Source organism: Streptomyces sp. NPDC056061, from assembly GCF_042266885.1.
Lineage (GTDB): Bacteria > Actinomycetota > Actinomycetes > Streptomycetales > Streptomycetaceae > Streptomyces.
Window position 1 is genome coordinate 20,375 of sequence record NZ_JBHJWQ010000011.1, and the last position, 22,027, is coordinate 42,401.

Genomic DNA, 22,027 nt, shown 5'->3' on the forward strand with positions numbered 1-22,027 from the left:
GAGGCAATGAACGCAGAGCACGACTGGATCACCACACGCGTCACCGCGGACATCCTGCGCGGTCACCTCGACGTGGAAGCGACCGCGCACGGTCTGCTGCCGCATCGGCTGCCCGCTCGGGCCCGTCGGCAGATACCCGACACCCAATTGGCCGTGGCCGAGGCCCAGCCCTCCGGCGTGCGGTTGGCCTTCCGCACCCGGGCCACGCACATCGACCTGGACACACTGCCCACCAAGCGGGTCTACCGAGGCTTTCCGTCCCCGCCCGACGGTGTGTACGACCTGCTGATCGACGGCCGTCTCGCCGCCCGGACCACGGTGGCCGGCGGAAACGTGCGCACGATCACCGACATGGTCACCCAGTCCTCCGAGCTGACCGAGGGCCCCGTCGGCACCGCCCGGTTCACTGGTCTACCCGAACATGACAAGGACATCGAGATCTGGCTTCCGCATACGGAGATCACCGAGCTGATCGCCCTGCGCACCGATGCCCCCATCGAACCGGCAACGGACCGCGGGCGCAGGGTGTGGCTGCACCACGGCAGCTCCATCAGCCACGGCTCGAACGCCACCCATCCGACTGCCACTTGGCCCGCCCTGGCAGCTGCCCGGGGCGGAGTGGAGCTGGTCAACATGGGGTTCGGCGGCAGCGCGCTGCTCGACCCGTTCACCGCTCGTGCGATGCGGGACACCCCCGCGGACCTGATCAGCCTGAAGATCGGCATCAATGTCGTCAACAGCGACGTGATGCGCCTGCGCGCCTTCGGCCCCGCGGTGCACGGATTCCTCGACACCATCCGCGACGGGCACCCGACCACGCCGCTGCTCGTCGTGTCGCCCATCCTGTGTCCGGTCCAGGAGGACACCCCCGGCCCCCTCATGCCCGACTTCGACGGCGGGACCTTGCGGTTCAAGGCCACGGGCGATCCGGCCGAACGCGCCGCCGGGCGTCTCACGCTCGGCATCATCCGCGACGAGCTCGCCCGGATCGTCGAACAGCGAGCGGCCGACGACCCGAAGCTGCACTACCTCGACGGCCGTGACCTGTACGGCGAGAAGGATTACGCCGAGTTCCCACTGCCCGACGAGGTCCACCCCGATCCCGCGGCTCACCGCCGTATCGGCGAGAACTTCGGTCGGCTCGCGTTCGGCGACAGCGGCCCCTTCGCCGCCGGGACCGGCTGAGCACATCGCTCCGGTCCGGGGCTGCCGAGGGGCGGCGTCACCTGCTGAATCGGCGCGGAGCACGGAGCCGGCGCCGCCGCTGCCCCGTTCTCCGTGCCACTCGCCGGACCCGGGGCGGCCGTTGCTCGTCACCGAGACGTCCCCGGCCTCCGAGAGGCGACGTCCGAGCGGTGCAGTGCGTCGGCGACGCCCCGCGCAGCACTTCCGCCTCGCGGTGTTCGTCCCTGCCATCGGACGGCCGCGCGCCACGACGAGCGCGTCCACGTCTTCCGCTGCACCCGTCACCACCGTCTCGATCCGCCTGTGGCTCAGGCCGTGATCAGCCGGACACAACGGTGGTCATCGATCCGGCTTCTCTGACACGATCCGTGTGTGACCACGTTGTTCCTGATGGTCGGCCTACCAGGGGCCGGAAAGACCACGAGAGCCCGTCAGCTCGCCGAGGGGTACGGCGCGCTGCGCCTGACGCCCGACGATTGGATGCTTCCCCTCTTCGGCGAGGCGGAGTCGGACGGCAAGCGCGATGTGCTGGAGGGACGCATGCTCCGGCTCGCCCTGGATGCGATCGGGCTGGGCACCGACGTCGTGCTGGACTTCGGCTGTTGGTCCCGGGACGAACGGTCAGCGATCCGCCGGCTGGTGGAGGCCGAGGGCGCGTGCTTCCGCATGGTCTACCTGCCGGTGGACGATGAGACCCAGCGCGCCCGGATCGCCCGGCGCAGGACGACCGCTGCCGAGGAGACGTTCCCGATGACCGAGGCGGACATCCTGTACGGACGGGCGCACTTCGAAGAACCCGACGCAGCGGAACTGGGAGGCCGGGCGGCCGTCGGCCCGCCCCTTGGATGGGTGGACTGGCGAGAGTGGGCCGCCGCCCGATGGCCATCGTTCAGGTGACTGCGCCGGACCGACTCGGCGCGACTCGGCTCGGCTCGGCTCCGGACGCGGGGCCCCGGTCGGCCATGGCGCACCTCGGCAGCGCAGCCGTGCCGAGCAATCCCGCGACGGCCCGCAGGACAGGCCCTACGGGGTCCGGCGCAGGGTGTTCGTCGGCTTGTGCGGCCCATGGGGCGAGGATGCGCAGACGGTCGCGGCTCGGCGTGCCGGGTTCGGCGGTCAAGGTGATGAGCTGCTGGTCGGGTCGGCGGGACGGGCGTGGCGGGGTCGTGGCCCGCTCGCGTTCCGGGCCGGGACCATCGGGTACCGGCCGGTCGCGGTGAACATTGCGGGAACGGCCGGAAACGGGCGCGGGACCGCAACGGCGGACCGCGCCGACTCCTGGTCATGGCCACGGAATCGGGCGAGCGGTGTCACCGGACGGTGACGTCCGCCGTCGCCACCTTGTTCACGTCCGAGTTGCAGCCCACAGGGCCGTCTCAAGCTACCTTCGTGCGTACCGCCAACGGGCAGGAACAGATCAAGCGATCATGGCTCCGGAAGGGCTCTGGTCCACGGCAGGGGCGAGGGACTGCTCGGCCCAGATGGTCTTGCCCCGCTGGCCGTATCGGCTGCCCCAGCGGGTGGTGAGCTGGGCCACGAGGTACAGGCCGCGGCCTCCTTCGTCGGTCCAACGGGCCCGGCACAGCCGTGGCTGGGTGTTGCTGGGGTCGGAGACCTCGCAGATCAGCACCTTGTCGCGGATGAGCCGCAGGACGATCGGGCCGCCCGCGTACCGGATGGCGTTGGTGACCAGTTCACTGACGATAAGTTCTGTGGTGAACGCGAGATGGTCCAGACTCCACGTCGCCAGTTGCCGGGTGACGGCTTCCCGGGCCTCGGTCACGATGGCCGGATCGGCGGAAAACCGCCAGGCGGCGGTCGAGTCGTCCGCCAGCGCCCTGGTTCGGGCGAGCAGCAGGGCCACGTCGTCGCGGGACGGCGCCTCGGTCGTCCGGGAGAGCAGGGACCGGCCGACGTCGTCCAGGGGCGGCGCCGCTTCGCCGTGACAGATCGCCGCGAGCCTGTCGGCCAACTCCGACATGCCGTCTTCGATGTCCTGCCCGTCGAGGGTGACGAGCCCGTCGGTGTACAGCGCGAGAACGCTGCCGGGCTCCAGCCGGAGGTTGGTGACCTCGAACGGCATGCCGCCCACTCCGAGGGGCGGGCCGGGCGCGATCTCGATCAGCCCGGCCGTGCCGTCCGGGTGGAGCAGAACGGGCGGCGGATGGCCCGCGCTGGCCAGCGCGCACTGGCGGCTGACCGGGTCGTACAGCATGTACAGGCAGGTCGCGCCCACAACACTCGGCTGGCCGGGCCGGGCCTCCTCGGCGAGTTGCTGGACCAGGTCGTCGACATGGGTGAGCAGCTCGTCGGGATCCAGTTCGAGATCGGCAAGGGTCTGTACCGCCGTGCGCAACCGCCCCATGGTCGCGGCGGCGTGCAGACCGCGACCGACGACGTCCCCCACGACGAGCGCCACGCGGAGCGAGGGCAGCGGAATCACGTCGAACCAGTCACCGCCGATGTCGGCCCCGCCTCCCGCCGGCACATAGCTGCCCGCCGCCTCGACCGCGGGGATGTCACTGGTGGTGCGGGGCAACAGGCGCCGTTGCAGTGCCACGGAAGCGCGGTGCTCCCGGGTGTACCGACGGGCGTTGTCCACGCTCAGCGCGGCACGGGAGGCGATCTCCGACAGGAGTCTGCGGTCTTCCTCGACGAAGGGATCGGGGCGGTCGGTTCGCCAGACCACGACAGCGCCGAGCAGCAGGCCGCGCGCGAACAGCGGGGAGTAGAGGACCGAGTGCCCGCGCTCGGGCACGAACAGAGGGGCCAATTCGGGTCCCAGTTGCTCGCTCGCCTCCTGCACGGAGGCCAGGACGGTCTCGCCGCACCGCAGCCTCCGCAGGACAGGCGGGTCGGGCAACGGGGGGACGTCCTTGCCCGGTTGCAGGAGATCGCTGGGGACGGCGCCGGTGGCCGAGACCACCGCGGCGCGGCGCAGGTGCCACAGCCCCGCGCCGACCAGCTTGGGGGGCTCGTCGCCCTGGAGCATGGCCTCCGCGAGTTCCACCCAGGCCACGTCGCCGAATGCCGGGACGAGGACTTCGGCCAGGTCCTGCGAGGTACGGAGGACGTTCAGGGAGGTGCCGATCCGCTCGGACGCCTCGTGAAGCAGATCCAGGTGGTGGAGGTCCCGCTGCTGGGCGGCGGAGGGGGCGAGCATGGTGGCGACACCCGTCGGCCGTCCCCGGGCGTCCTCCAGGCGGAAGGCGGACAGCGACCACTGTCCGCCGGGAACCGTTGGGCCCCCCGCCTGATGCTCCCACCCGATCAGCGGCACCCCCGAGTCCAGGACCCGGCGCAACACCGATTCGGCCTCCTCCGCGCCCTGCGGCGACAGCGTCTCCCCCAGGAGGCCGCCCAGGAGCAGGGCGGGAGCGTCGGACGCACCGGGGGCGGCGGCATTGGTGCGCACCGTGGTCAGGTCCGGCCCGTGGATGCCGATCTCGATCCGGTCCTGGGCGAACAGTGCGCGCGCGAGGGCGGTGTCCTGGTTCCACGTGTCGAGGTGTCGGGCGGGAAGGGCCAGGACGAGGCTCTGCGACGAGCCCTCGAGCCGCACCACGCGAAAGGCGACCTTGATCTGATCGCCGGAGGTGCGGCGGAGCACCGCGCGGCCCGCCGACGGGATTCCGGATCCTTGCGGGCTGTCCTCGCATCGTCTGCGGGAGGAGGCGTCGAGGAGGCTGCACAGGGGGGAACCGCAGGCTTCCTGGGTCGTGCGCTGCAGCAGGTCGGCGGCCGCCCGGGACCAGCACAGCACGATGCCCCGGTCATCGAGCACGGCCGTGGCGATGTCGTCGAAGGGGAACGACCGGCCCAAAGCGTCCTCGGTGGATGCTCCCATCCCGCTGTCCTCGCCTCTACGGAGTTACCTCAAGGTAAGTACATTGTGGACAATTCCGGCGCATACTGCTCCGCCATCGGGAGCCGAAAACGCTCGTAGAGGCTCCCCGCCGACGACGACGCGTCGATGACCAGCGGCAACGTCGCCCCAGGCAAAAGCGGTCCGGAAATGCGCCGAGCGCGTGGGACGTCCCGGCCCCCGACGCCTCCTCCCGGCGGATCCACCGGCGCCTTCGGGAAGAGGCGGACGGGACCGCGCCGGTAGCGGCAGTCCGCGTGCGGACGAACTGCTGCCCCGGACCGCCCGCGCGGCGGCACTCGCCCCGAGGCCGGAGCCCTCTCGTGCGTCCGCGGGCATGTGTGCAGGCGGGCGCCCTCGATGCAGCCGTGCGGTGGCGGCGCGCATGAAGACGGCCGGGAGGCCACTCCTCCCCCGCGGCCCCGGTGGCAGGGGCAGCCGCGAGCGGTATGCGTTTCCGCACCGCTGTCGTCGTCGAGCGGCACGTCGGCGCCGAGTGCGACACCACCGCCGGGCACCCCGACGAAGGACGGTCAGAGCGAGTGCTGTCCCTCGTCGTTGACGAGCCCCAGACACACGCCGTCCCCGTCCTCGTCCTCGTCCTCGTCCTCGCCCTCGAATGGATTGGCCACGAATCCCCCTTCGATGAACTCGGGCAAGGCCAACCTATGTTGACGCGACGGAACAGGCGGTCCTGGAGCTCAGGAATCAGCGGCACGTGTGCGGCGTCAGGCGCCGGAGCGCGAGCCGCACCCACCACGATCCCGGTGATGCCTCCGGCCGCGGCGCCGACGGTGCGCGGCGGCCGACGGGAAGGAGGGAGCAGCTCCCCGGGGAGATCGGGGCTCCCGTGGACGGGCCGGGTCACCGGGTTCGCGCGATGCTCCACCGCGGCAGTTGCTCGAAGAAGGCGACCGCGTCCGCACGCCACCGGGACCGCCAGCCGACCGCCTCCGCCGCGGCCTGCTCCGCATGGCGCCGCATGGCGGCCCGCATCCTGGCCGGCACACCGCGGCGTTCGCCGATCTCCCGGATGACGGCAACGGTCTCCGGCGTAATTCCCGCATCCCCGAGAGCAGCCTCCACCAGGGCTCGCTCGCTTCCGTCCGCGGCCCGGAGCAGGGCGTCGACGGTGTAGCTGCGCCTCCCGTCGCGTATGTCCGTGCCGGTCGGTTTTCCCATGGTCGTGGCGTCCCCGAACAGATCCAGGTAGTCATCGCGCATCTGCCCGCAGATCCCCACCAGCCGTGCGTACCGGCGCAGTTCCGCGTCGAACGGCGCGGGCTGCTCCCCTGCGGCGAGGAGCCCGAGTTGCAGGGGGGCGAGAAGTGAGTAGCGGGCGGACTTGTAGTCGGCCACACCGTGCAGGACGTCCTCGTCGGGGGTGGTGAAGTCCCGCTCCAGATCGGCGATCTGCCCCATGAACGTGTCGGCTGCCGCCCTCGTCTGCACCTCGACCATGGCCTGGCGCACCGCGACGGGCAGATCGGCGTCCAGGAGCACCTGGAGGGACAGCGCGAGTGCGAGGTCACCGGCGAGCACGGTGAGGCCGAGGGCCACCTGCGGATGGCGGGGGAACCGGTCTCGGTAGGCGTAGTAGGTGGAAGGGCCTCCCCGGCGGGTGGGGCTGTTGTCGATGAGATCGTCATGCACCAGGCCGTGGGTCTGCAGCAGCTCGATGCTCAGTGCTGCGGCGTCCAGCCCGTCGACCGGCTCGGTGGTCGTCAGGCGGGCCGCCTCGTGGAGGAGGACGACTCTCATGCGTTTGCCGCCGCGCAGGGACAGATCCCGCAGCAGCCGGAGGCACTCCGGGGTGAATCGGCTGAACGGCGGCATGTCGAGCCCGGTGCTCAACGTGTCGAAGTACTCCTCGAAGAGTGTGTTGAAGCGTTGCTCGTGCCGGGCGGCACGTTTCAGCACCTGCTCACCGAGCCCGGTGGCATCGGTCATGACGAGGTCCTCCTCCTGCTCCCCGGCCCCGCGGCCGTCCTGTCGGGCGATATCACGTCAAGGCGGTGCGCAGCGCCCGCAGTTCGGCCTCCTCGGCGCCGTGTGCCAGCAGGTATTCGGGTACGGACCCGTAGTGGCTGCGGATCCAGACCATGGCGCGGCGCAGGTGGGTCGCGGTGACGGGGCGCCGGCCGTGTCCGCGCCCTCCCCCGGTCCGTGCGTCGGCGAGCCCCAGGGCGGTGTTCGAGCGGAGGAAGTCCTCGGTGATCTCCGCCTCGGACGCGTCAAGCAGAGTCTGCAGGACGGCCACGGTCACCCCGGTGCGGTCCTTGCCCGAGGCGCAGTGCACAAGGGCGGGCAACGCCCCCGGGGCGACGAGCCGTCGGATCATCGCGGCCGTCGTCCGGCCGGCGCACTCGGCCATGGCGGGGTAGAGCTCCCGCTGGTCCTCGGGCCAGCGCTGCTCGACGAAGACCGGAAGGTGGCTGTGTTCGTGGTCGAGGCCGTGACGCAGGTCCGGCTTGGCCTCGACCTCCGGCACGCTGCGCAGGTCGATCACGGTGCGCACGCCGAGTTCCCCCAGCTGTTGCGCGCCTTCCGGCGTCAGGGCGTCCAGGGCACCGGAACGGTAGAGCACCCCGCGACGAAGTGATCCGATGCCGCCCGCGTCGCGGAAGTTCCGGACGCCCGGGATGTCGTGGACGGCATGTTCGCGCCGGTCAGTGCGTGTGATCATCGACAGATGATAGGAGATCCGCTCCGCCCCCGCCGTTTCCCGCCCGGCGGCGGAGCACGGGCCGCACAACCGCCCCGATTCAGTGCTCCGGGCCCTGGAGCGGCAAACCCTATTCTGGCATGCTCTCGCCAAAGCAACGCGCGTAGAACCAACGCGCGTAGAACCAACGGGGTCTCCAAGGAGGACGGATACATGCGCGAGCAGTGCGGTCCGGGTGACGGTGCGGCCGAGGAACAGCAGGATCGACGTGCCGCCGGCCCGTCCCGCAGAGGGCTCCTCATCGGCGCCGGTGCCGGGCTCGGCGTGGCGCTGACGGGCCTGCCCGCCCTCACCTCGTCCGCCTCGGCGGCGACACTCAAGGACGGCAGCTGGTGCAATCCCGCCCGGGGCCACTTCCCCGCGGGCGGGCACTACGGCGCCTCGCGCGGCGGATACCCGCACGCGGGCCAGGACGTCACCAACTCGACGGGGACGGCGGTCTACGCCGCGGCCGCCGGTACGGTGATCCGCCGTGGCGCCAACGTCCTGACCGGGCGCACCGGCAATGGCCTGGTCGTCTCGCACGGCGGCGGCCGGTACACCTACTACGGGCACCTCAGCGCCTTCCGGGTCGCCCTCGGCGCCAAGGTCGCCGCCGGTCAGCGCATCGCCGACATGGGCGCCACCGGTCGTGTGACCGGCCCCCACCTCCATTTCGAGACGCACACCGGAAAGCTGGGGTCCACGACCAACCCCGTCGCCTACCTGGCCGCGCGCGGTGTGGACCTGGGTGGCGGCTGGTCCTCCATCAGCCCCGGAGCCGCGGGGGCGACCGTCAAGGCCATCCAGTACCTGATCACCCAGCGCGGCACCTCGCTGGTCGCCGACGGCGCCTACGGTTCGGTGTCGGTCAACGCGGTCAAGAAGCTCCAGTCCGCCCGGGGGCTGGTGGCGGATGGTCAGGTGGGCCCGAAGACCTGGCCGCACCTCGTCCACTCGCTCCGTTCGGGTAGCTCGGGATCTCACGTGCGCGCCCTCCAGACGGTGCTGAACAAGCACAGCGCGGGGCTCGCCGTCGACGGCGGTTTCGGCTCGGTGACCGATTCCGCCGTACGTGCCTACCAGCGCGCCAACCGCCTGGCCGTCGACGGCCTGGTGGGACCGAAGTCCTGGGAGGCCCTCGTCGGGTGACCGCCCGACGGACCCACCGCTGGGCGCCCCCGCCGGACGGCGCGGGCGCCCCCGGCCCGACCCAGCGCGGGCCGGGGGCGCCGACGGGTCGACCGGCACGTCGGGCACGGCCGGTCCGCCATCCACGCGGACGAGGAGACCGCCGACGGCCGCACCCGACAGGCCCGGTCCTGGGGTGACCGACAGATCCGGTCCTGTGGTGAGGGCGACCGCTCCGACGTGCGCGGGCCCGAAGTACACGGGCCCGAACCCGGCCTCGCCCCGTGCACGCCGGACCACGGGCCCGACGGCGTTCGGCTGCCCGCGGCCCGCGGCCTCGAACACGACCGTGCCGCGCCTTCGTCCGTGCCCGACGTCGGCGCACGACCTACCGGCCGCCCCTCCCTGGCGCGGCCCGCGCCGGTCTCGTCCGGGAGGACGCGGCGCCCCGCACCCGGCCTCTCCCCTCGGTGACGGTCGTGGATCGCGCGCGGCAAAAGCATGCTCCGCGGTGCGCACCCGCCTGAGAGGACACGCGCCGCCGCCCAGTAGAGTGCGCGACTGTTGCCCTGCGGAAATCCCTTCCGACCAGCACTCCCGAATCCAGAGGTGGCGAGCGTGACCCCCGCACGACCAGGCCCGTCCCCCGCCGTCACTGTGGTGGGCATCGGAGCCGACGGCTGGGACGGTCTGCCCCGCGCCTCCCGTGAGGCCCTCGCCGACGCCGACGTCCTGATCGGCGGACCGCGCCAGCTGGACCTGCTGCCGGCAGGGTGCGCCGGCGAACGGATCGCCTGGCCCTCCCCGTTGCGCCCCGCCGTCGCCGGTCTGCTCGCCGCGCACGCGGGGCGGCGGGTGTGTGTCCTGGCCAGCGGTGACCCGATGTTCCACGGAATCGGCCGCGCCGTCACGGAGGAGATCGGGGCGGATTCGGTCCGGGTGCTGCCGCACCCCTCCTCGGTCTCCCATGCCTGCGCCCGGCTCGGCTGGCCGGTGGAGGACGTCGAGGTCGTGACGCTGGTCGGTCGGCCCGTCGCCCGCCTCGCCGCGGCTCTGCACGACGGCCGCCGGCTTCTCGTGCTCAGCTCCGGTGCCGGGACGCCCCGCGAGGTCGCCGCGCTGCTGCGGGAACGGGGCTTCGGTCCGAGCCGGCTGCGGGTGCTCGCACAACTCGGCGGTGAGAAGGAACACGTGACCGCCGAGGAGACCGCCGACGCGTGGACGCACCCGGCCCGCGACCCCCTCAACGTCGTCGCCGTCGAATGCCACCGCGCCGACCACGCGCCGCGGCTCGGTGCCGTGCCCGGACTCCCCGACGACGCCTACGAACACGACGGACAGCTCACGAAGCGGCACGTGCGCGCGGCCACTCTCGCCGCGCTCGCCCCCGCACCCGGCGAACTGCTGTGGGACATCGGCGGCGGATCGGGGTCGATCGCCGTCGAGTGGATGCGCACCCATCCCTCGTGCCGGGCAATCACCGTCGAGCGCGATCCGGTGCGTGCGGAGCGCATCACCCGCAACGCCGAACGACTCGGTGTCCCGGGGCTGCGGGTCGTTCCCGGTGCCGCACCCGCCGCCCTGACCGGACTCCCGGCCCCCGACGCCGTGTTCATCGGCGGCGGACTCACCGCCCCCGGTCTCCTCGACACCTGCTGGGAGGCACTGCCCGCCGGGGGAAGGCTGGTCGCCAACACCGTGACGCTGGAGTCCGAGGCCCTGCTCGCGGACGCCCGTCGGCGTCTCGGTGGCGAACTGGTGCGGCTCGCCGTGGCGCACGCCGTGCCGGTGGGCGGCTTCACCGGGTGGCGGCAGGCGATGCCGGTGACCCAGTGGAGCGTGGAAAAGACCGTCGATCCCCTTCCAGGAGCAGTCAGATGACCGTGTACTTCATCGGCGCCGGCCCCGGCGCCGCCGACCTCATCACGGTGCGCGGTGCTCGTACGCTCGCCGCCTGCCGGGTCTGCCTGTACGCGGGCAGCCTGGTCCCCCGCGAGCTGCTGGCCGAGTGCCCGCCGGGGGCACGTCTCGTCGACACCGCGCAGCTCGACCTTGACCGGATCACCGCCGAGTTGGTCCGCGCGCACGAGGAGGGGCTCGATGTGGCCCGGCTGCACTCGGGCGACCCGTCGGTGTTCAGCGCGGTCGCCGAGCAGATGCGGCGGCTGGACGCGGCGGGCGTGCCGTACGAGGTGGTGCCCGGGGTGCCCGCGTTCGCCGCGGCCGCCGCCGCCCTGAAGCGGGAACTGACCGTGCCGACCGTCGGTCAGACGGTCATCCTCACCCGTATCGCCCACCGTGCCACCGCCATGCCCGAGGGCGAGGACCTGGCCACCCTCGGACGCAGTGGTGCGCTGATCGTCCTGCACCTGGCCGCCAGGTACGTCGACCGGGTGGTCGACGAGCTCCTCCCCCACTACGGTGCCGACTGCCCTGCCGCCGTCGTCGCGTACGCCTCCCGCCCCGAGGAGCTGATCATCCGGGGGACGCTGGACGAGATCGCCGGCAAGGTGAAGGACGCCGGGGTGCTGCGCACCGCCGTGATCATGGTCGGGCGAACGCTGGGGGCGGAGCAGTTCCGGGACAGTCACCTGTATTCCGCGGAGCGCGAACGCCACGTGTGCTGACGCCCCGAGCCCGGGGCTCGCGTACCGTGCCTCGCCGTGCTGGGCCCTGCCGTCCGCCGGGCGGCGCGCGGCGGACGGCAGCTCGGCGACACGGGGCAAGGGCTGTCCCGTCGTTCCCGGCGGGCGCCCGACGACGGCCCCGCACTCCACGGCTTCGCCGGAGCGCCCACGTACGCCCGCAGGCGGTCCGGCATGCCGGCGCTCCCGCGCCGCACGATGCACCCCGACCGAATCGCGGGCCGATCCGGCACCGGAGTGCGGGCCGGCCCTCAGGCGATCGTGCTGCGACCCACGACCGTGCCGGCCCGGTCGATGCAGATGACGTCGACGGCGACCGGCGCCCCGCGCAGTACGGCCAGTGCCTCGTCGCGGGCCGCCGTGGCGACCAGGTCCCCGAGCGGCACCCCGGCCGCCAGGCACAGCTGGAGCGCGGCGAGGCCGGTGTTCGCCGCGGCGACCTCGACGGCCAGGGGCTCGTCCGCACCGCCGCGCCGGGCGAGTTCGGCGAGGAAGCCCTTGTCGACCTGGGAACGGGCGGAGTGCAGATCGAGGTGCCCGGCGGCCAGCTTGGACAGCTTGGCGAACCCGCCGCACACCGTGAGCCGGTCCACCGGGTGGCGTCGCACGTACTTCAGGACGGCGCCCGCGAAGTCTCCCATGTCGAGGAGGGCGTCCTCCGGCAGGCCGTACTCCGTGACGACCGTCTTCTCCGACGTCGATCCGGTGCACCCGGCGACGTGTCGGCGGCCTGCCGCCCTGGCCACGTCCACGCCGCGCCGGATCGAGTCGATCCAGGCCGAGCAGGAGTACGGCACGACGATCCCCGTCGTGCCGAGGATCGACAGGCCGCCGAGGATGCCGAGGCGCGGGTTCCAGGTGGAGCGGGCGATCTCCTCGCCGTGGTCGACGGAGACGGTGATCTCGACGTCGCCCGTGCCGCCGTATCGTTCGGCGACCAGGGCGACGTGCTTCCGCATCAGCTCGCGGGGAACGGGGTTGACGGCGGGTTCCCCGACGGGCAGGGGAAGGCCGGGCCGGGTGACCGTGCCGACGCCGGGACCCGCCCGGAAGACGACACCGGAGCCCGCGGGCAGCCGCCGCACCGTGGCCCGGACCAGTGCGCCGTGCGTGACATCGGGATCGTCGCCCGCGTCCTTCACTATCCCGGCCATCGCGTACTCCCCGGTCAGCTCCTCGGCCGCCAGCGCGAACGACGGCGTCTGGCCCCGGGGCAGGGTGATGGTCACCGGGTCGGGGAAGTCCCCGTCCAGCAGGGCCGTGTACGCGGCCGTGGCGGCGGCGGTCGCGCAGGCGCCCGTGGTCCACCCCGGCCGCAGGCCGGTGTGCTTGAGTTGGGCGGAGCGGCCGCCCTTCGGCGTGCCGCCGCCCTGTGTTCCACCGCTCATGAACGGACCCGTACCTCCATGCACGTACTGATACTCGGCGGGACCACGGAGGCCCGCGCCCTCGCCGAACTGCTCCACACGACGCCCGGTGCGACCGTGACGAGCTCGCTCGCCGGGCGGGTCGCCAGTCCCCGGCTGCCGCCGGGCGGGGTGCGGATCGGCGGCTTCGGCGGGGCGGAGGGACTGGCCGCGTGGCTGCGCGAACACGCCGTGGACGCGCTCATCGACGCCACCCACCCCTTCGCCGAGGTCATGAGTTTTCACGCGGCACGGGCCGCCGCCCTGGCCCATGTTCCCCTGCTCGCGCTGCGCCGCCCCGGCTGGGTCCCGGTCGAGGGCGACCGGTGGCATGCCGCGGACTCGCTGGCCGGGGCCGCCGGGCTGCTGCCCGGGCTTGGGCGGCGGGTGTTCCTCACCACGGGACGGATGGGTCTCGCGGCGTTCGCGGACCTGACGCAGCTGTGGTTCCTGGTCCGGTCCGTGGACGCGCCCGGGGCCCCGCACCCGCCCCGCATGGAGGTGGTGCTCGACCGCGGCCCCTTCACCCTGGACGGCGAACGCGAACTGCTGCGCCGCCACCGTGTCGACGTCGTCGTGACGAAGGACAGCGGCGGGGCGGCCACCGCGCCGAAGCTCGCCGCGGCGCGGGAGGCCGGGCTGCCCGTGGTCGTCGTCCGTCGGCCGCCGGTGCCCGACGGGGTCCCGGTCGTGCCCGACCCCGTCGCCGCCGCCCGCTGGGTCCTGGAAGGGGCCGGCCCGCACACCGGCTGAGCGCGGGCGGCGGGGCGCCCGCCCCGGCTCAGTCCTCGGGGTAGCGACGGGGCGTCCAGGCGATCTCCTCACCGTTCCCGCGCCGTACGACCCGGGTCTGCGAGGAGCCGACCAGCAGCACCGTGCGCATGTCGACCTCGGCCGGGTCGAGCTCCCCGAGGCGGACGATCCGCACCTCCTCGGTGGCGCCGCCCACGTCCCGCGCGACCACGACCGGGGTGTCCGGTGCCCGGTGCTCCAGCAGCAGTTCGCGTGCCTTGCCGACCTGCCAGGTGCGGCTGCGCGAACCGGGGTTGTACAGGGCGAGCACCAGATCCGCCGAGGCCGCCGCGCGCAGCCGCTCGGCGATGACCTCCCACGGCTTGAGCCGGTCGGACAGGGAGATGGTGGCGTAGTCGTGCCCCAGCGGGGCGCCCGCGCGGGCCGCCGCCGCGTTGGCCGCCGTCACCCCGGGCAGCACACGCACCGGGACGTCCAGGTACTCGGGCTGCGAGGCGGCCTCCAGAACGGCGGTGGCCATCGCGAACACGCCCGGGTCGCCGCCTGAGACGACCGCCACCCGGCGTCCGCGCCGGGCCAGGTCGAGCGCGAACTCGGCCCGTTCGGCCTCCACCCGGTTGTCCGAGCCGTGCCGGACCTGGCCGGGGCGCGCCGGGACGCGGTCGAGGTAGGTGGTGTAGCCGACCAGGTCGTCCGCGGCGGCGAGTGCCCCGCGCGTCTCGGGAGTCAGCCACAGCGGACCGGCCGGTCCGGTGCCGACGACGACGACCTCGCCCGGCTCCTGCTCCGGACGCTCGGCGTCCACCTGGCTGGGCAGCACGGCCACGGCGAAGTACGGCACCGACTCGGTGTCCACCTCGGCGAGTTCGGCGGTCCGCTCGCCCTCCATGGTGGCCCGTTCCACGTACCGCGTCCGGCTCAGCCGTCCGGATGCCTCCAGCGCACGTCGCACCTTGGGGAACGTGCGCCCCAGTTTCATCACCACCGCCGTGTCCGTGGCGGCGAGCCGTGCGGTCAGTTCCTCCTCGGGCAGGGTGCCGGGCAGGATGGTCAGCACCTCCTCGCCCTCCACGAGCGGGGAGCCCAGACGGGCGGCGGCGGCGGACACGGAGGTGACGCCGGGGACGACCTCGGTGTCGTACCGGTCGGCGAGCCGCTTGTGCATGTGCATGTAGGAGCCGTAGAACAGCGGATCGCCCTCGGCGAGCACCGCCACGGTGCGGCCCGCGTCCAGGTGCTCGGCGAGCCTGGCGGCCGACCGGGCGTAGAACTCCTCCATGGCGCCCCGGTAGCCGCCCGGGTGGTCGGTGGTCTCCGTCGTGACGGGGTAGACCAGCGGTTCCTCGATGTGGTCGGCGCGCAGGTGCCGGGACGCGATCGACCGGGCGATGGAACGGCCGTGCCGGGCGCTGTGGTAGGCGATCACGTCCGCCTCGGCGATGGCCTCGACGGCGCGCACGGTCATCAGCGAGGGGTCACCGGGGCCGAGGCCGACCCCGTACAGCTTGCCGCTCATTCTTCCTCGCTCGCGATCGCGTTGAGCGCGGCGGCGGCGATGGCGCTGCCGCCGCGACGGCCGCGCACGATCAGGTGCTCCAGGCCGGACGGGTGCGTGGTCAGGGCGTCCTTGGATTCGGCGGCGCCCACGAAGCCGACCGGTACCCCGATGACGGCGGCCGGACGGGGTGCGCCCTCCTCGATCATCTCCAGCAGCCGGAAGAGGGCCGTGGGCGCGTTGCCCACGGCCACGACGGATCCCTCCAGCCGGTCCCGCCACAGTTCCAGGGCGGCGGCGCTGCGCGTCGTGCCGAGCTTCGCCGCGAGTTCCGGGACGGCCGGGTCGGAGAGGGTGCACAGGACGTCGTTGTCGGCGGGCAGCCGCTTGCGGGTGACGCCGCTGGCGACCATCTGCACATCGCAGAGGATGGGTGCCCCGGCGCGCAGGGCCCTCCGGGCGGCGGTCACCACGGAGGGCGTGCAGACCAGGTCCCGTACGAGGTCGACCATTCCACAGGCGTGGATCATGCGGACCGCGACCTGGCTGATGTCGGCCGGCAGGGCCGCGAGGTCCGCCTCCGCGCGGATGGTGGCGAAGGACTCGCGGTAGATCGCCGCGCCGTCCTTCTCGTAGTCGTAAGTGGTCACCGTGGTCTTCTCGCTGCTCTCGGTCGTCGTACGGGTCATGAGGTGATCGCCGCCAGGGCGGCGGCGAGTCGGGAGGGGTCGTCCATGGTCACGGTGCGCGGTTCTCGTCCCGCCGCGGCGGTGGACAGCCGGTAGCGGCCGTCCGGGCCGGCGACGACGTCGATCCGGTCGCCGCGGGGGTGTCCGCAGCGGCGTTCGCAGCCGGACCAGTACAGGGGAAGGCCACCGCCGTCGGCCGCTTCGAGGCCGCGTGCCGCGTCCAGGCGTACGTCGGCGTGGGACTTGGCGCATCCGGGCCGACCGATGCAGGCGCCGACGCGCGGCCAGGGCGACGCGGGGTCGCCGACGAGACCGGTGGCGGTGAGGCGTGCGAGGGCGTCGGTGAGCCGGTCGGGGATCGCCCCCCGCATGGGGACGACGACGCCGCGCCACGGGGTCAGTCGCAGCTCGTCCGGGGCGGTCCGGACCAACTCCCGCCACTGGTGCGGTGAGAAGGAGCCGAGCGGGACGTGCACGGACAGCGCGGCGCCCACGATCCCCGGCGGTGGACCGTCCGCACGGCCGCCGTCACGGCCACGCTCGTCGAAGGCGATGCCGGCGGCCGTCAGCCGTGCGTGGAGCCGGTGTGTCAACCGGTCCTGGGCAGGGCCGAGTTCGGCGACGCGCCAGACGTGGTTCCCGCTCGCCCGGACCTCGTCCAGGAATGTCTCCGCGGCCGTCATCGCCGCTCGGGCCGCGTGCACGGCGGCGACGCGCACCGCCGCGTCGCCCGGTCCGAGGCCGAGCAGGGCGCCGCCGTCCGGGGTCGCGCGCACGGTCACATCGGGATCGAGGCGGGCCACGTCCCCCCGTCCGTCGTCGAGCGCGAACAGGAAGCGGCCGGACAGTTCCCGTGCCGCCTCGTTCGCGCACAGCAGGGCGTCGAGGCCGATGAGCCAGGGTCGCACGTCGCACAGCCCGTGCCCGTCGAGACCGGACAGCGGCGACGCGACGATGTTGCGGACCCGTTCGTGGCCACGTGAGGGCAGCAGCCCGGCGCCGGTCAGCAGTTCGGCGAGCTCGGCTCCGCATTCGTCCGCCAGCCCGCGCACCTGGACGTTGCCGCGCGAGGTCAGGTGCAGCCTGCCGTCGCCGAACCGCTGTGCCGCGTCGGCGAGCGCCTCGGCCTGAGCCGTGGTGAGCACGCCGCCGGGGACGCGGATCCGGGCCAGGGCGCCGTCGTCCGCCCCGTGCAGGCGCAGCGTGCCCGGGCAGGCATCGCCACGGTCCCGTGAGACCGCTGTGGCCTGGGACGATGGTGGGAGGGCAGCCGTGGACATGGCGGCGAGCATACCCATCATCACACCGGCGGCACGCTCCGCCTTCTTCCGATGGGCCCTTACTATGCTCATCGGTGGATCACCCGATCCACCATCGCCACGACGGCGACAGGGGAGGAAGCCCGGTGCGAATCCGGCGCGGTCCCGCCACTGTGAGCCCGCCCCCGAGGGGGCGGGCGAGTCAGGAACTCCCGCCGTCCGACACCGCCCGGGGCGCGGACCCCGAGGAAGGCCAGACGCCGCATGCTCCTTCTCCTGTCGACGTCCGACACCGACCTGCTCAGCGCCCGTGCGGCGAGCGGCCCGGTCCCCTACCGCTTCGCCAACCCCTCGCGCCTCGCGCTGGACGAACTCCCGGCCCTGCTCGACGGTGTCGACCTGGTCGTCGTGCGCCTTCTCGGCGGCATCCGGGCCTGGCAGGACGGCCTCGACCTGTTGCTCGCCGACGGCCGCCCGGTCGTCGTCCTCACCGGTGAGCAGGCTCCGGACGCCCAGCTGATGGCCGCCTCGACGGTCCCGGTGGGCATCGCCGCCGAGGCGCACGCCTATCTGGCCCACGGCGGTCCCACCAACCTCGAACAGCTCGCCCGGTTCCTCTCCGACACCGTGCTGCTCACCGGCCACGGCTTCGAGCCGCCCGCGCCCGCGCCGACCTGGGGCCCGCTGGAGCGCGAGGCCCGCGACGGCGTCGACGGCCCGACGGTCGCCGTGCTCTACTACCGCGCCCATCACATGAGCGGCAACACGGCCTTCGTGCACGCACTGTGCGACGCCGTCGAGGAGGCCGGCGCACGGCCGCTCCCGCTGTACGTGGCCTCCCTGCGGGCACCCGAGGCGGAACTGCTCGACGCGCTCCGCGCCGCCGATGTGATCGTCACCACCGTGCTGGCCGCGGGCGGTACCCGGCCTGCCGAGGCGTCGGCCGGGGGCGACGACGAGTCCTGGGACGCGGGTGCGCTCACTGCGCTCGACGTGCCGATCCTCCAGGCCCTGTGTCTGACCGGTTCGCGTTCCTCCTGGGAGGAGAACGACGAGGGCGTCTCCCCACTGGACGCGGCGAGCCAGATCGCCGTGCCCGAGTTCGACGGCCGGCTGATCACGGTGCCGTTCTCCTTCAAGGAGATCGACGCCGACGGTCTTCCGGCCTATGTCGCCGATACCGAGCGCGCCGCCCGGGTGGCCGGGATCGCCGTGCGCCACGCCCGCCTGAGGCACATCGCGCCCGCCGACAAGCGCCTCGCGCTCGTCCTGTCCGCCTACCCCACCAAGCACTCCCGGATCGGCAACGCGGTCGGGCTGGACACGCCGGCCAGTGCCGTCGCCCTGCTGCGCCGGCTGCGTGACGAGGGGTACGACTACGGCGACACCGCCGTCCCCGGTCTGGTGTCCGGCGACGGCGACGAGCTGATCCGGGCGCTGATCGAGGCCGGCGGCCACGACCAGGAGTGGCTCACCGAGGAACAGCTCGCCCGCAATCCGGTCCGTATCCCGGCGGCCGACTACCGGCGCTGGTACGCCACGCTGCCCGAGGAACTGCGCACGGCCGTCGAGGAGCACTGGGGCCCGCCGCCCGGTGAGATGTTCGTCGACCGCAGCCGCAACCCGGAGGGCGACATCGTCCTCGCGGCGCTGCGCCACGGCAATCTGCTGATCCTCATCCAGCCGCCCCGCGGCTTCGGCGAGAACCCGATCGCCATCTACCACGATCCCGATCTGCCGCCCTCCCACCACTACCTCGCCGCCTACCGCTGGATCGCGGCCCCGCAGGCCGACGGCGGTTTCGGGGCGGACGCCATGGTCCACCTGGGCAAGCACGGCAACCTGGAGTGGCTGCCGGGGAAGAACGCGGGCCTGTCCGCCGCCTGCGGCCCCGATGCCGCGCTCGGCGACCTCCCCCTCGTCTATCCGTTCCTGGTCAACGACCCCGGCGAGGGCACGCAGGCCAAGCGCCGCGTGCACGCCACCCTCGTCGACCACCTGGTGCCGCCGATGGCCCGTGCCGATTCCTACGGCGACATCGCACGACTGGAGCAACTCCTCGACGAGTACGCCCAGATCTCCGCCATGGACCCGGCCAAGCTCCCCGCCATCCGCGCCCAGATCTGGACCCTCATCCAGGCCGCCCGTCTCGATCACGACCTCGGACTGGAGGACCGGCCGGACGACGACGGCTTCGACGACTTCCTGCTCCATGTCGACGGCTGGCTGTGCGAGATCAAGGACGCCCAGATCCGCGACGGCCTGCACGTCCTCGGCGTTCCGCCCGCGGCCGGGGACCGCGTCAATCTGATCCTCGCGATCCTCCGCGCCCGCCAGATCTGGGGCGGCACGACCGCCCTGCCCGGTCTGCGCGAGGCCCTGGGGCTCGACGAGTCCGCCGCCACCCGGACCACCGCCGACGAGGCGGAGGAGAGGGCCCGCGCGCTGGTCCAGGCGATGGAGGACGCCGGCTGGGACCCGGCCGCGGTGCCCACGGAACACGGCGAACAGGTCGCCGCCGTCCTGGAGTTCGCCGCGCGCGAGGTCGCCCCCCGGCTCGCGGCCACCACCGATGAGATCGACAACGCCGTGCACGCGCTGGCCGGCGGCTTCGTCCCGGCGGGCCCCTCGGGTTCCCCGCTGCGGGGCCTGGTCAACGTCCTGCCGACCGGGCGCAACTTCTACTCCGTCGACCCCAAGGCCGTCCCGTCCCGGCTCGCCTGGGAGACCGGCCAGGCGCTCGCGGACTCCCTTCTCCAGCGCTACCGCACCGACAACGGCGACTGGCCGACCTCCGTCGGCCTCTCCCTGTGGGGCACCAGTGCGATGCGCACCGCCGGTGACGACGTGGCCGAGGCGCTGGCCCTGCTGGGCATCCGCCCGGTCTGGGACGACGCCTCGCGACGGGTCACCGGGCTCGAACCGATCCCGTACGAGGAACTGGGACGTCCGCGCATCGACGTCACCCTGCGCATCTCCGGCTTCTTCCGCGACGCCTTCCCGCACACCATCGGCCTTCTCGACGACGCCGTGCGCATGGCCGCCGATCTGGACGAACCGGCCGACGTCAACCACGTCCGGGCGCACGTGCGGGCGGACCTCGCGACCCACGGCGACGAACGCCGCGCCACCACCCGCATCTTCGGTTCGCGCCCCGGCACCTACGGCGCCGGCCTGCTCCAGCTCATCGACTCCCGCGACTGGCGCACGGACGCCGACCTCGCCGAGGTCTACACGGTCTGGGGCGGCTACGCCTACGGCCGCGAACTCGACGGCCGTCCCGCCCGCGAGGAGATGGAGACGGCGTACAGGCGCATCGCGGTGGCGGCGAAGAACACCGACACCCGCGAGCACGACATCGCCGACTCCGACGACTACTTCCAGTACCACGGCGGCATGGTCGCCACCGTCCGCGCGCTGCGCGGGACGGCTCCCGAGGCGTACATCGGGGACTCCACCCGGCCCGAGACGGTCCGCACCCGCACCCTCGTCGAGGAGACCTCCCGCGTCTTCCGCGCCAGGGTCGTCAACCCGAAGTGGATCGAGGCGATGCGTCGCCACGGCTACAAGGGCGCCTTCGAACTCGCCGCCACCGTCGACTATCTCTTCGGGTACGACGCCACGACCGGTGTGGTCGCCGACTGGATGTACGACAAGCTCACCGAGACCTACGTCCTGGACCCCACCAACCGCGAGTTCCTGGAGCGGGCGAACCCGTGGGCCCTGCACGGCATCGCCGAACGGCTGCTGGAGGCTCAGTCGCGGGGGATGTGGGCCGAGCCCGATCCCGCCGTCCTGGAGGAACTGCGCAGGGTGTACCTGGAGACGGAGGGCGGCCTCGAGGGCGAGGACTGACCCCCACGCCCTTGCGCACCCGGTGGACGCCCGACGGCCGACGGCAATTCCACCGCCACCCGGCCCGACAGCGGGTCCGAGGATGCGGAGCGGCCCCGCCGTTCCCCCGCTCCGGTACGGAGCCGGGAAGCGGCGGGGCCGCTCCGCGCCCGGCCTGCCGACGCCGGGTCCACGGCCGACCTGGGCGATGGTGCGGCGGGCACGGTGTGCCCGCCGACGAGCGGCGTGGGGTGCGTGTCACCGGTGTGGCGGCCGCACGCCGTCACAGGGAACGTACGCGGGCGTGCGGCCGGTTCGGTGAACGTGGTGCCGGGCGTCGCGACGGTACGGCGGTGCCTGTTCGGGCACCGGTGCCGGGAGGGACGCCAGTTGCACGGCCCCGTGACCGGAAATGTTCGCGGCCCGCAACGCCCGGCCGTCATTTCCGGTCGCAACACTGGCGAACCCGGCCGTCCGTCCGGACCCTTGGCCCTATGGGGGAAACCGAAACCTTCCTGACAGGCCCGGACCGCCCCGACGACGATCTCCAAGCCCTTCTCGAAGGCGCCACGGCTCCGCGACCGCCCCGGCCTCCCGACTGCCCGGACTGCGGCCTCGGACAGGACCGCTACCCCACCCTCCACGAAGGGCACTGGGTCCTGCTGGAGCCCGGCGTCTCCGTTCCCTCCCACCAGCTGCCGCCACGCCGACGATGGGTGATCGGTGCGGACGGCACCGCGATCAACACCTGGGACGCCGAGCCCACCCCAGGCGCCTTCTGCCGAGTCGCCCACATTCTCGTCTGCCCGTTCCCCCGTGCCGACAGGCAGTGGCCGTGGCCATGGGGCGCGGCCGTGCGCGGCGAGAACGCCCGCCGCGCGCAGCGCCTGTTCGATCTCCCCGGCCCGTGGTGACCCGGCGACCTGCGGAGCCTGCCCGGCCCCGGCCGAGCCCGCCGATCCAGGCACGCCGACGACGGAGGACGGCCGCTCCTCGGCCCGGAATCCGTCACCTCGGCACAGGCACCCGTTCTAATTTTGCACGCTGAGCAATATTGCATA

At 73.1% G+C, this 22,027-nt stretch carries 15 protein-coding genes and 1 riboswitch; of the genes, 8 read left to right on the plus strand and 7 right to left on the minus strand.

Annotation, left to right across the window (positions count from 1 at the left end):
- Positions 1-6 precede the first annotated feature (6 nt).
- The gene (locus ACFC79_RS17705) at positions 7-1,185 is read left to right on the plus strand and encodes a GDSL-type esterase/lipase family protein (RefSeq protein WP_376241059.1); all 1,179 of its coding nucleotides are present in this window, start codon (positions 7-9) and stop codon (positions 1,183-1,185) included.
- Between the two features lie 372 nt (positions 1,186-1,557).
- Complete coding sequence (locus ACFC79_RS17710; RefSeq protein ID WP_376241061.1) at positions 1,558-2,082, plus strand: AAA family ATPase; 525 nt, start codon at positions 1,558-1,560, stop codon at positions 2,080-2,082.
- A gap of 520 nt (positions 2,083-2,602) precedes the next feature.
- Here ACFC79_RS17710 and ACFC79_RS17715 read toward each other — a convergent pair.
- The 3 genes from ACFC79_RS17715 to ACFC79_RS17725 form a co-directional block, all read right to left on the minus strand.
- Positions 2,603-5,032: a SpoIIE family protein phosphatase gene (locus ACFC79_RS17715; protein WP_376241063.1), complete on the minus strand. Its 2,430-nt coding sequence runs from the start codon at positions 5,030-5,032 to the stop codon at positions 2,603-2,605.
- Positions 5,033-5,914: 882 nt separating this feature from the next.
- Positions 5,915-7,000: a polyprenyl synthetase family protein gene (locus ACFC79_RS17720; protein ID WP_376241065.1), complete on the minus strand. Its 1,086-nt coding sequence runs from the start codon at positions 6,998-7,000 to the stop codon at positions 5,915-5,917.
- A gap of 52 nt (positions 7,001-7,052) precedes the next feature.
- Positions 7,053-7,736: a tyrosine-protein phosphatase gene (locus ACFC79_RS17725; RefSeq protein WP_376241067.1), complete on the minus strand. Its 684-nt coding sequence runs from the start codon at positions 7,734-7,736 to the stop codon at positions 7,053-7,055.
- Between the two features lie 303 nt (positions 7,737-8,039).
- Here ACFC79_RS17725 and ACFC79_RS17730 point away from each other — a divergent pair, with 303 nt between their 5' ends.
- The 3 genes from ACFC79_RS17730 (at position 8,040) to cobM (ending at position 11,512) form a co-directional block, all read left to right on the plus strand.
- Positions 8,040-8,906 (plus strand): peptidoglycan DD-metalloendopeptidase family protein, encoded by an 867-nt coding sequence (locus ACFC79_RS17730; protein WP_376241314.1) that lies wholly within the window; start codon positions 8,040-8,042, stop codon positions 8,904-8,906.
- Positions 8,907-9,503: 597 nt separating this feature from the next.
- Positions 9,504-10,766 carry a precorrin-6y C5,15-methyltransferase (decarboxylating) subunit CbiE gene (cbiE, locus tag ACFC79_RS17735; RefSeq protein ID WP_376241069.1) on the plus strand — a complete coding sequence of 421 codons (1,263 nt, stop codon included), beginning with the start codon at positions 9,504-9,506 and terminating at the stop codon, positions 10,764-10,766.
- A complete protein-coding gene (gene cobM / locus ACFC79_RS17740; RefSeq protein ID WP_376241071.1) occupies positions 10,763-11,512 on the plus strand; it encodes a precorrin-4 C(11)-methyltransferase in 750 nt (249 codons plus the stop codon). Before cbiE ends, cobM begins: the two co-directional genes overlap by 4 nt.
- A 269-nt stretch (positions 11,513-11,781) precedes the next feature.
- Here the strand turns inward: cobM and ACFC79_RS17745 are convergent, their stop codons facing one another.
- Complete coding sequence (locus tag ACFC79_RS17745; protein ID WP_376241073.1) at positions 11,782-12,918, minus strand: cobalt-precorrin-5B (C(1))-methyltransferase; 1,137 nt, start codon at positions 12,916-12,918, stop codon at positions 11,782-11,784.
- Between the two features lie 18 nt (positions 12,919-12,936).
- On the opposite strand from ACFC79_RS17745, the gene ACFC79_RS17750 reads away from it, so the two are divergent.
- Positions 12,937-13,689 carry a cobalt-precorrin-6A reductase gene (locus tag ACFC79_RS17750; protein ID WP_376241075.1) on the plus strand — a complete coding sequence of 251 codons (753 nt, stop codon included), beginning with the start codon at positions 12,937-12,939 and terminating at the stop codon, positions 13,687-13,689.
- A 28-nt stretch (positions 13,690-13,717) separates the two neighbouring features.
- Here ACFC79_RS17750 and ACFC79_RS17755 read toward each other — a convergent pair whose 3' ends face one another.
- Genes ACFC79_RS17755 through cobG form a run of 3 tightly spaced genes read right to left on the minus strand, consistent with a single transcriptional unit; the run spans position 13,718 to position 17,165 of the window.
- A complete protein-coding gene (locus tag ACFC79_RS17755; RefSeq protein ID WP_376241077.1) occupies positions 13,718-15,205 on the minus strand; it encodes a precorrin-2 C(20)-methyltransferase in 1,488 nt (495 codons plus the stop codon).
- Positions 15,202-15,873, minus strand: coding sequence for a precorrin-8X methylmutase (locus ACFC79_RS17760; protein WP_376241079.1), 672 nt, complete (start codon positions 15,871-15,873; stop codon positions 15,202-15,204). The genes ACFC79_RS17755 and ACFC79_RS17760 overlap by 4 nt, the downstream gene beginning before the upstream one ends.
- A complete protein-coding gene (gene cobG, locus ACFC79_RS17765) occupies positions 15,870-17,165 on the minus strand; it encodes a precorrin-3B synthase (protein ID WP_376241316.1) in 1,296 nt (431 codons plus the stop codon). The genes ACFC79_RS17760 and cobG overlap by 4 nt, the downstream gene beginning before the upstream one ends.
- A 102-nt stretch (positions 17,166-17,267) precedes the next feature.
- Positions 17,268-17,344: riboswitch (cobalamin riboswitch) on the plus strand.
- A gap of 52 nt (positions 17,345-17,396) precedes the next feature.
- Between cobG and cobN the strand changes: the two genes are divergently transcribed.
- Together cobN and ACFC79_RS17775 are read left to right on the plus strand one after the other, a co-directional pair.
- On the plus strand, positions 17,397-20,987 hold the full coding sequence (cobN, locus tag ACFC79_RS17770; protein WP_376241081.1) for a cobaltochelatase subunit CobN: 3,591 nt from the start codon (positions 17,397-17,399) through the stop codon (positions 20,985-20,987).
- Between the two features lie 473 nt (positions 20,988-21,460).
- Entirely contained in the window at positions 21,461-21,880 is a 420-nt protein-coding gene (locus tag ACFC79_RS17775; RefSeq protein WP_376241083.1) for a DUF6083 domain-containing protein, read from the plus strand.
- Positions 21,881-22,027 lie beyond the last annotated feature (147 nt).